The organism is Tenuifilum sp. (genome assembly GCF_037481895.1).
In the GTDB taxonomy this organism is placed as follows: Bacteria; Bacteroidota; Bacteroidia; order Bacteroidales; family Tenuifilaceae; genus Tenuifilum; species Tenuifilum osseticum.
This window is the reverse complement of the sequence record NZ_JBBFKU010000035.1, coordinates 1-10640: the sequence shown is the minus strand read 5'-3', so window position 1 is coordinate 10640 and position 10640 is coordinate 1. Positions and strand designations below refer to the sequence as shown.

At 41.4% G+C, this 10640-nt stretch carries 9 protein-coding genes and 1 tRNA gene; 8 read left to right on the top strand and 2 right to left on the bottom strand.

Annotated features, from left to right (window positions below; all coding sequences use genetic code 11):
- Nucleotides 1-93: 93 nt before the first annotated feature.
- Together WHS63_RS10535 and WHS63_RS10530 are read right to left on the bottom strand one after the other, a co-directional pair.
- The gene (locus tag WHS63_RS10535) at nucleotides 94-1218 is read right to left on the bottom strand and encodes a hypothetical protein (protein ID WP_445205068.1); all 1125 of its coding nucleotides are present in this window, start codon (nucleotides 1216-1218) and stop codon (nucleotides 94-96) included.
- 684 nt (nucleotides 1219-1902) lie between these two features.
- Nucleotides 1903-1975 (bottom strand) — tRNA-Met (locus WHS63_RS10530).
- Nucleotides 1976-2120: 145 nt separating this feature from the next.
- Here WHS63_RS10530 and WHS63_RS10525 point away from each other — a divergent pair.
- The 8 genes from WHS63_RS10525 to WHS63_RS10490 all read left to right on the top strand — a co-directional run bounded on the left by WHS63_RS10525 (nucleotide 2121) and on the right by WHS63_RS10490 (nucleotide 10592).
- Nucleotides 2121-3560: a hypothetical protein gene (locus tag WHS63_RS10525; protein ID WP_445205067.1), complete on the top strand. Its 1440-nt coding sequence runs from the start codon at nucleotides 2121-2123 to the stop codon at nucleotides 3558-3560.
- 101 nt (nucleotides 3561-3661) lie between these two features.
- On the top strand, nucleotides 3662-4171 hold the full coding sequence (locus tag WHS63_RS10520; RefSeq protein WP_369489526.1) for a DUF1987 domain-containing protein: 510 nt from the start codon (nucleotides 3662-3664) through the stop codon (nucleotides 4169-4171).
- Between the two features lie 49 nt (nucleotides 4172-4220).
- Complete coding sequence (locus WHS63_RS10515; protein ID WP_369489527.1) at nucleotides 4221-4607, top strand: DUF1987 domain-containing protein; 387 nt, start codon at nucleotides 4221-4223, stop codon at nucleotides 4605-4607.
- Between the two features lie 53 nt (nucleotides 4608-4660).
- Nucleotides 4661-5920, top strand: a complete 1260-nt coding sequence (locus tag WHS63_RS10510) for an HD domain-containing protein (protein WP_445202383.1) — start codon at nucleotides 4661-4663, stop codon at nucleotides 5918-5920.
- A gap of 42 nt (nucleotides 5921-5962) precedes the next feature.
- Nucleotides 5963-7009, top strand: coding sequence for a UDP-3-O-(3-hydroxymyristoyl)glucosamine N-acyltransferase (gene lpxD, locus WHS63_RS10505; RefSeq protein WP_369489529.1), 1047 nt, complete (start codon nucleotides 5963-5965; stop codon nucleotides 7007-7009).
- A gap of 58 nt (nucleotides 7010-7067) precedes the next feature.
- A complete protein-coding gene (locus tag WHS63_RS10500) occupies nucleotides 7068-8465 on the top strand; it encodes a bifunctional UDP-3-O-[3-hydroxymyristoyl] N-acetylglucosamine deacetylase/3-hydroxyacyl-ACP dehydratase (RefSeq protein ID WP_445205066.1) in 1398 nt (465 codons plus the stop codon).
- Entirely contained in the window at nucleotides 8465-9274 is an 810-nt protein-coding gene (gene lpxA, locus WHS63_RS10495) for an acyl-ACP--UDP-N-acetylglucosamine O-acyltransferase (protein ID WP_445205065.1), read from the top strand. The genes WHS63_RS10500 and lpxA overlap by 1 nt, the downstream gene beginning before the upstream one ends.
- 88 nt (nucleotides 9275-9362) lie before the next feature.
- Complete coding sequence (locus WHS63_RS10490; RefSeq protein WP_445205064.1) at nucleotides 9363-10592, top strand: 3-deoxy-D-manno-octulosonic acid transferase; 1230 nt, start codon at nucleotides 9363-9365, stop codon at nucleotides 10590-10592.
- Nucleotides 10593-10640: the final 48 nt, after the last annotated feature.

Here is a 10640-nt window from a genome sequence, read left to right as displayed (position 1 = left end):
AATTATTCCCTTTTTTGACTATGCCTTTGACATTTAGGGTGTAATAAAAAAAGACCGAACAATTGTTCGGTCTTTTTTTACAATTTACTCAAACTACCGTGAGTACCACGAGATACCTAAACTTATTGATACAAATAGCGGTGTGTCGCCAACTGGCGGTAAAACAAAGAATGAGAACTTAGTTTTTGGGGTGGGGGCTAACCTATTCATTGTTGCGGTGAAGTTTGAAAATTCAAAGTCAACGCCAAAACCGCCTAGATTGATACTTGCATTTGTATCGCTGCTGTAATCGGTTTGGGTGGTGTTTAGTGGTGCTGGCATTTTTATGGTTGAGGTAGTGCTTACCATGTTTAGCGTTACTGAAGGTTTATACTTAAGGGTTAGTGCTACCCCTTTCCAGTTTCCTTGGTCAAGAAACTTGCCTATCCCAAAAGTCCAACCAAGGTTTGCAGAGATGGGATACGATAGGGTAAGAACCGACATATCCACACTTTCCGATGGGGAAAGGTCCATATTTAATTTGTACCTATAAAGCAGCATGTCAATGCCCCATCCGTAGTTGAAACTATTCCAGGTTGAAATTCCCGATTTGAACTCTGGAATTTTAAGTTTAATCCAGTTCTGGTAGGCCGATATACCCCCACCGTAACCATCAACGCGGGTGTCAAAATCCTTCAGGTTCATTCCGAAGTAAGTTCCAGTTAAAAGGACTGACTCGTTTTTAATTCTTCCGCCCCGTGAAAGCCACTCCTGCCTTATGGCTTCCGACTCATCAATCCGCTCAATGGTAAACCCCACTGCTCGCCCATCTTTATCAACTTTTAGAGTGGTTTCACCCCCTGCTTTTGCAGTATCTACTTTATGTACCACTTCTCCTACTGCAAGCTCTTTCCCCTCAAGGAGTTTCAGGTAAATCCCTTTGAACTCAAAACCTGTTTCAAACACATACTTCTCGCTAGGAATAGCTCTCAATCTGTACGATTGACGAGTACCACCAGCCGATGCTTCAACTAGTAGAGGTTTGCTGTAATCGTGAGGAATAATTACCGTGGTTTCGGTTCCATTTTTAAGAACATATTCGTTATCATTAATGATAATTCGGATTTTTGCAGCTGACCCTTGAACCTTTGATGGTCTAATAAATTTTATGGTTACAGTTTCCTGTGCAAGTACTGTTTGGCTTGCGAGCAAAATAAGTGCAAATAGAATTTTTTTCATGGCCTGTGGTTGGTTTAGTTTGGTTGGTCAAGTTAATGCATATTCTATGTTTTGTCAATCTGTTGGGTCTGGAATTTGATAAGATCACTTTTTGGTTTGATAGTACAGAAATAAATGAATATCAACAGCTAATATTTATAGACAAAGGCTTTAATTAAGAAACTCTTTTATTGGTGAACTAAGCCATAGAATTTAAGCAAATTGAGTTTCCCTTATTGTTTAGTTTCATCCTATTAACAGCGGGGAGCAGAGCCAGTCCCGCGCCAAGCGAGAACTCGAACCTGCGAGTGAATTAACCAACAGGGAATTATGCGGTAAAAATTGGATTTAGCAGTTAGGTGAGGATTAAAAAAACAAAACCCCGCCATTGGCGGGGTTTACTTCTTTGTAGCGGGGGCAGAGCCAGTCCCGCCAAGCGGGAACTCGAACCTGCGAGTGAATTAACCAACAGGGAATTATGCGGTAAAAATTGGATTTAGCAGTTAGGTGAGGATTAAAAAAACAAAACCCCGCCATTGGCGGGGTTTACTTCTTTGTAGCGGGGGCAGAGCCAGTCCCGCCAAGCGGGAACTCGAACCTGCGAGTGAATAAATTAACAGGAGTTTATGCGGTAAAAATTGGAATTATCGGTTAAGTAGGGAATTAAAACATAAAACCCCGCCATTGGCGGGGTTTACTTCTTTGTAGCGGGGGCAGGACTCGAACCTGCGACCTTTGGGTTATGAGCCCAACGAGCTACCAACTGCTCCACCCCGCAATTCAGTTTGCGAGTGCAAATATAGTAAAGTTCACGTAAACAACAAAACACAATTAATTTTTTTTAACAAAAACAGATGTTTTTGAGCTTTGCATATCGCATTTTGCTACATTTAAAATATCTTGCGCTACTATACTTGCTATAAATGAGAAAATTATTTGCCACCAATTTAATTTTCCTTTTGCTTTTAAATGTGGTAGTAAAACCGCTTTGGATATTTGCCATTGACCGCAATGTGCAAATTGTACTTGGTGCTCAGGAGTATGGTTTCTACTTTGCGCTCTTTAATTTTTCACTTCTTTTCAATTTTTTACTCGATCTTGGTATAACCAATTTCAATAACCGTGAAATCAGCTACAACCCACAGTTAATATCGCAACAGTTTACAAATGTGCTGGTAATCAAGTTGATGCTGGCATTGGTGTATTTTATGGTTACATTGGGTATTGGGGTTTCATTGGGTTTTGGGAAAAGGCATATAGTCCTTTTAGCCGTGCTAACACTCAACCAATTTTTAGCATCGCTATTACTTTTTATCCGATCAAACCTTAATGGCTTACATCTTTTTAAGGCCGATAGCGTGTTAAGTGTTATGGATAAAGCAATTGTTATAGTTTTGGTATCGTTACTTTTATGGGGAAACCTTAATACACAATTAACAGTTGAGGTGTTTGCACTTTCTCAAACACTAGCTTATGTAGTTGCAATATTTATTGCAATTTGGTTGCTACAAGGGAAATATAGCATTGCAATTTACAGGGAGTTTGACAGGATTACTATAGTAACGCTGATTAAAAAGGGCTTGCCATTTGCCGCGCTGGTTCTTCTTATGACACTCTACAGTAGGCTCGATACAGTTATGGTGGAACGTTTATGCCCTGAGGGAGCAGTTTCGGCAGGCATTTATGCTCAGGCATTTAGGTTATTTGATGCGTTTAACATGTACTCATACCTGTTTGCTGCGCTTATGCTTCCAATTTTCTCGCGTATGATGAGTAACCAGGAAGATATTACGGAATTATTTAACTTTTCGTTTAACCTAATTCTAATTCCCGTGGTTGCCGTTGCAGTTCCAGCTATGATTTATAACCGTCCGGTAATGAGCGTTCTATACCATGAGCATATCGATGTTTCATCTAAAGCATTGGTTTTACTAATGGGCTCTTTTGTTTTTGTGGCATTATCATATCTTTTCGGAACTGCTCTAACAGCCAAGGGGAAAATTTGGTTGCTTTGTAGAATATCGCTTGGTGCTGTAATTGTAAGCCTTTTTTCCATGCTAATCCTTATACCGCGTTTTGGGGTGATTGGTGCAGCCATGGCTAACCTTTTAGCTAATGCAATAGCATCTTTACTGCAAACTTTTTTCTTTATTCGTAGTCAAGGGAGTGTAATAAGCAAAACATCGGTGTTAAAAATATCTCTATACATTTTAATTTACTCGGCTTTTGGTTTGATGATTCAATACTCCGTGGGTAATAACCTAACGGGATTCATAGCAACTCTTGCATCAAGTTTACTTATAGTTTTTGGACTAAGGTTATTTTCCTTTAGGGCTATTATTAATTTTGCTAGGGGTATTTAACCTGAGAAAAGTTGATGTTCATAAAAATGCACTTGTTTTAGATCTTTTTTTTTAATACTTTTGACAATAGTCCTTAATTGGCATGGTAAAATACCATAGGAATGGGAATACTTATTGAAAAAACACAGGATTGTCCGTACGTAAATTTTTCCGATGAGGGAATTCTCGAAATAGAAGGTCGTTCAATTACCGAAGATCCTTTTACCTTTTGGCAACCCCTTTTGGAGTGGGTTGAAGGTTATTGCCAAAAACCTTCGCCAAATACCCAAGTGATTATCTTTTTAGAGTATTCTAACAGTAGCTCAAATAAGTACATAAGTGAGATTTTTCGTAAACTCGAAGAGATTCATGGCGTCAAAACACAGGTATCAGTAAAATGGCGGCACGAAATTGAAGACGATGCCATTCTTCAGTTAGGTCACGATTTTGCGTCAATATTTGAACTGCCTTTTGAGTTTATTGGGGTTGATGTGGAAAAGGAACGCTTCAAAAAGGTCAAAATCCGGAGTAAGAAAACGGGCACTGAGGCCATAATTTCGTATAGGTACTGGGATGCAATAGTTAGAAATGGCCATGGCGATGAGTACCAAATTTTACAGGAATTTTCATAGTATCTAATTTTTTTGCATATTTGTTTTTTTAGTGATAAAACTTTTGGTTATGCAAAAGTACGAGTTGAGAGAAACGGCAACAACACCATACGTGAACTTCGATCCCGATACTGGTGTTATTCGCATGGAGGGACGATCGATTCCTGAAAATGTAATCGACTTTTACCAACCCATTCTGCGATGGATTGATGAATATGCAACAAATCCTCAACCCGAAACAATTGTACACCTGAAGTTTGAGTACTTTAACACCAGCTCCTCAAAACGTATTTTTGATATCATGAAAAAGTTTGAGAAGCTTGCAGTTGACACTGGGAAAAAGGTTACCATTAACTGGTATTTTGAGGAGGATGATGAGGATATTTACTTTGCTGGGAATGACTATAAAGCTTTAATAAACAAGGTGGATTTTAATTTGGTTGAAATTAAAGGCTAATCCTTTTTGAGTTGGTATAGCAATATATCACCCCTCCGGGGTGATAGTTTTTTATGAATGGGACTAATAAGAAAAAAATTGTAAACGATCCGGTTCATGGCTTTATCAGCATAAGCCACCCATTAATTTTTGACCTTATTGAACATCCCTACTTCCAGCGTTTGCGAAACATCAAGCAGCTCGGACTGAGTTACCTGGTATATCCCGGAGCCGTTCATTCCCGATTTCAGCACTGCATTGGTGCAATGCACCTACTCGACCTTGCTATTGAAACACTCCGAAGCAAGGGGCTCGACATTTCCGATAACGAGGCCGAAGCTGCTGCCGTAGCAATTCTGCTCCACGACGTTGGTCACGGGCCATTCTCACATGCCCTTGAGCATGTAATTGCTAACGATATCAGCCATGAACACTTAAGCCGATGCTTTTTGTACCAGCTCAACAAGGAGTTTGATGGCAAACTTTCACTTGCCATTGAAATATTCGAAGATAAGTACCCACGCCACTTCCTTCACCAGCTTATTTCAGGACAGCTGGATATGGATCGTATGGATTACCTTAAGCGCGATAGCTTTTACACTGGTGTATCCGAGGGGATAATTGGTACGGAACGTATCATTAAGATGTTAAATGTGGTTGACGACACCTTGGTGGTGGAAGCAAAGGGTATATATTCAATTGAAAAATTCCTGATTGCCCGTAGGCTTATGTACTGGCAGGTATACCTTCATAAAACGGTTGTTGCTGCTGAGCAGGTGCTAATCAAGTTGCTGGAAAGGGCTAAAGAACTAGTGCTTCAGGGTCACGATATTTACTGTAACGAGCCTTTACTATTCTTGCTCAATAGCAAGCTAACCAAAGCCGATTTTTTCCCAAACCCCCAAATGCCGGAGGCTCCGCTTCCACTTCAGCACTTTGCCTACATTGATGACAATGATGTTATGGTTGCTGCAAAGCAGTGGATACACCATGGCGATAAGACCCTTTCACAGCTTGCCAACATGATTGTTAATCGCCGTTTGCCTAGTGTTGAGTTGAATAGCACAGGCTTTGATAGCCAAAGACTAAGCCGGTTGATGGCAGAATTTAGAAAGCAGTATATTGATCTGGCTGATTTCTCTGATTATTTCGTTTTTACTGACACCATTAGCATTAACGCCTATAAACCTGGCGAGGAAGCAATTCAAATACTTTACAACAACGGAAAACTAGTTGATATTGCCATAGCCTCGGACATGCTCAACGCTAAAGCTCTTTCCGACGAAACCAAAAAATTTTTTCTTTGTTATCCTAAACAGCTTAGGGGCATTTAGATTAAATTAATTAGTTTTGCAAATTGTTTACAATTACTTAATATGGAATTTACGGCAAAGCTTATAGCTGACTTTTTGGGAGGCTCTGTTGATGGCGATCCCAACGTGAAGGTGCATACAGTGGCAAAAATTGAGGAGGGATTTCCTGGGTCGCTTGCATTCCTGGCCAACCCAAAATATATTCCTTACATATACACTACTAAGGCATCAATAGTTCTGGTAAATAACGATTTTGTTCCTGATCAACCGGTTGAGGCAACGCTTGTCAGGGTAAACAATGCCTACGAGGCTTTTGCGTCGCTTCTGAACTTGTATGCTCAGTCAAAGCAACCCAAGAGCGGAATTGAGGAGCCATCATTCATTCACAAGTCGGCCCAAATAGGGAAAGACCCCTACATAGGGGCTTTCAGCTATATTTCGGAAGGGGCTGTTTTGGGTAACAATGTGAAGGTATACCCTCAGGTTTACATTGGCCCCAAAGTAAAAGTTGGCGATAATACTATTCTATACCCGGGTGTGGTGATCTACGAGGAGTGTGTTATTGGTAGCAACTGTATCATCCACAGTGGTGCTATTATTGGTGCCGATGGTTTCGGATTTGCATCGAGCGAGGAAACCAACTACAAGAAAATTCCACAGATTGGGAATGTGATAATTGAAGATTACGTGGAGATAGGCGCTAATGCTACGGTTGATAGGGCAACCATGGGGTCAACAATACTTCGCAAAGGGGTTAAGATTGACGATCATGTTCACATTGCACACAATGTTGAGGTTGGCGAAAATACGGTTATGGCTGCCCAAACAGGTGTTGCAGGATCAACCAAGATTGGCAAAAATTGTATGTTTGGCGGTCAGGTTGGAGTGAGCCCCCATGTTAAAATTGCCGATGGGGTTAAAGCTGGCGCACAGGCTGGAATCTCGGGCGATATCAGAAAGCCCGGGGTAATAGTTTTAGGAAGCCCAGCCAATGAAATTGGCAAACAACGCCGCTCAATGGCTGTGTATAAGAATTTGCCTGAGCTGATGAATAAAATTCATGAGCTGGAGCAGGTAGTGGAAGAGTTGCGATCAAAACTTAATAAATAGCAGTATGCAAAGGCGCTCAAATGCGCCTTTTTGTCGTTTAACTGAAATTTTAATCAAAATGGCAGATAAACAAAGAACTATAGCACAGGCGGTTACCTTGACAGGTAAGGGGTTACATACTGGCGCCGAGGTAGAAGTATCAATACTACCGGCCGAGGTTAACACCGGTATCATATTCCAGCGAACCGATATGGATGGTCAGCCTAGAATTGAAGCGGTTGCCGATAATGTTATTGACACCTCAAGGGGAACCACCATTGCGGTTAAAAATGCAAAGGTTAGCACCATTGAACACATGATGGCTGCCCTTTACGGTATGGGGATTGATAACGCATTGGTGCAGGTTAACGGACCTGAAATGCCGATAATGGATGGTAGCTCCAAGTATTTTGTGGAGGCTATTGCCAAGGTGGGAACAGTTGAACAGGGTGCTGAGAGGAACTACCTTTGCATTAAGGAGAAAATGGTTTATACCGATGAAAAAAACAACATCGAAATAATCATTTACCCCGACGATAAGCTGAGCATCGATGTGATGGTCGATTACAACTCAAGAGTGCTTGGCCACCAGTATGCCAAGATGAACTCAATTGATGAGTTCCCTGAACAAATATCACCCTGCCGTACCTTTGTATTCTTCCATGAGTTAGAGGTGTTGCTTAAACACAACCTTATTAAAGGTGGCGACCTGGAGAATGCCATTGTTGTTATGGAGCACAAGGTTCCACAGGAGGAGCTTGACCGGATTGCCGATCTATTTAATAAGCCACACATTGCCGTTAAACCCGAAGGTATTCTTAATAACCTCGATCTGCATTTCGATAATGAACCGGCACGCCATAAGCTGCTCGATATGGTTGGCGACTTTGCCCTTGTTGGTGCTCGCATTAAGGGAAAAATTATTGCCATGCGTCCAGGTCACAAAGCAAACACCGAATTTGCTAAGATTCTTCGGAAGCACTACAAGCAGGAGCGCCTAAAACCTGTTGCCCCCGATTACGATCCCAATAGGGTTCCCTTGATGGATGTGAATCAGATCATGAAAATTCTTCCGCATCGTCCTCCATTCCTATTAATTGACAAGATTCTTTACATGGATGGTACCACCGTGGTGGGCATGAAGAATGTTACCATGAACGAGGCCTTTTTTGTGGGACATTTCCCCGATGAACCGGTAATGCCAGGCGTACTTCAGGTTGAAGCAATGGCACAAACCGGTGGCATTCTTGTTCTTAATACTGTTCCCGATCCGGAGAACTATTTAACTTACTTCTTAAAGATTGACCAGGTTCGTTTCAAACGAAAAGTTGTTCCGGGCGATACAATTCTTTTTAAATGCTTCCTCAACGAACCCATTCGCAGGGGAATTGCCAACATGACCGGACAGGCTTTTGTGGGCGATCAATTGGTTATGGAAGGAATTCTTATGGCTCAAATAACTAAAGTTAAAGAATAATGACACAGCATAGCAACGCATTTATTCATCCCGATGCCAAAATTGGCAAGGATGTAACCATTGGACCATTCACATACATTGCAGGCGACGTTGTAATTGGCGATGGTACATGGATTGGACCAAATGTTACCATCATGGATGGTGCACGCATTGGCAAGAACTGCCGAATATTTCCGGGAGCAGTAATCTCTGCAATACCACAGGATTTAAAATTCAAAGGTGAGATTACCACTGCCGAAATTGGCGATAACACCACCATTCGTGAATGCGCAACGGTGAACCGGGGTACAGCATCAAGGGGTAAAACAGTGGTGGGTAGTAACTGTCTCCTAATGGCATACTCCCATATTGCACATGATTGTATTCTAAAGAATAATATCATAATTGGCAATGGCACCCAGATTGCCGGTGAGGTTGAAATTGACGACCATGCCATTTTAAGCGCACACGTGCTAGTGCATCAGTTTGAGCGTATTGGCGCCCATGTTATGGTTCAGGGTGGATCAAAGGTTAATAAGGACATTCCTCCTTTTATTATTGCAGCACGTGAACCTTTAACTTTTGCTGGTATTAATCTGGTAGGTCTTCGCCGTAGAGGGTTTACCGCTCAGCAAATTGGAACAATACAGGAACTATACCGAAATATCTATAATAAAGGTATGAACGTAAGCCAGGCATTAGCTTACATTGAGGAGAATATGGAAGCCACTCCTGAGCGCGAAATAGTAACATCCTTTATTAAGGACTCAAAACGGGGAATTGTGAGGGAATATACTGGTTCCAATCCCGATGAGGGTGTAGAACTTTAGGAATATCATGCCGGCTTTTGCCGGCATTTTTTTTGGTACGGGTTTAACCTTTAGCTATATTTGACTGAACTTATAGAACCAATCTTATATGGTATTTCTTTACAACCTGTCAATTCGATTTTATCAATTGCTGGTCTTTGTCGCATCGGCATTCAACACCAAGGCAAGGCATTTTTATAGGGGCAGAGTTGGGATATGGGAAAAACTTAAAAGTCAAATAGAGCCTAATTCCGAAATTATTTGGGTACACTGTTCGTCGTTAGGCGAGTTTGAGCAGGGAAGACCTGTTATTGAGGCCATAGAGCAGAAGAAACCTAATGCTAAAATATTGCTTACTTTCTTTTCCCCATCGGGGTACGAGGTTCGGAAAAACTATTCCGGAGCCGATTATATCTTCTACTTACCACTCGATACCTACTCCAATGCAAGCAGGTTCATAAAAATGGTAAATCCGGCAATGGCCATTTTCATTAAGTATGAGTTTTGGTATCACTACCTCAATGAGCTTAGGAAAAAGATTATCCCAACCTACCTTGTGTCAGGGATTTTCCGACCCGACCAGGTGTTCTTTAAACCCTATGGCGGATGGTATCGCAAGTTTCTCAAAGCATTCACATACTTTTTTGTACAAAACCAACAATCAAAGGATCTGCTTGCCAGCATAGGTTATACCAATGTTATGATTACTGGCGATACCCGATTCGATAGGGTTTCCAGAATAGCCTCCGATGCAAAGAGTATCCCTATTGTTGAAAACTTTGCATCAAACCATAAAGTGCTTGTGGCTGGCAGCACATGGCCCAAAGATGAGGATATTATTTTACCCTTAGTAACAAAGTTCCCCGATTTGAAGTTAGTTGTTGTTCCACATGAGGTAACGGAGGCGCATATAAAGGATATAATGGGGAAGTCACCAGTTCCAGCTGTTCGATTTACCAAATCCAACCCCGAAGAGGTTAAGCAAGCAAAGATACTCATTGTTGATACTATCGGTCTGCTATCGTCAATTTACAGGTATGGTCATGTTGCCTACATAGGAGGAGGGTTTGGAGTGGGTATCCACAATACCCTTGAGGCTGCTGTTTACGGTATTCCCGTAATATTCGGGCCCAACTTTCAAAAATTCCAAGAGGCAAAAGATTTGATTGCCCGTAAAGCAGGATTTTCTATTAAAACTTACGATGAGCTAGTGGATTTACTAAACTTACTGCTCTTCGATAAAAATTTCTACCAGCTATCGGCAAGTGAAGCAAAACAAATGGTAAATTCAGGCGTTGGGGCCACTCAAAAAATCCTTGAGGTTATTACTGCTCCATGAAACAATTTGTTTCAAACGTTTGCGGGGGTTTAACAATTTGTTAATGTT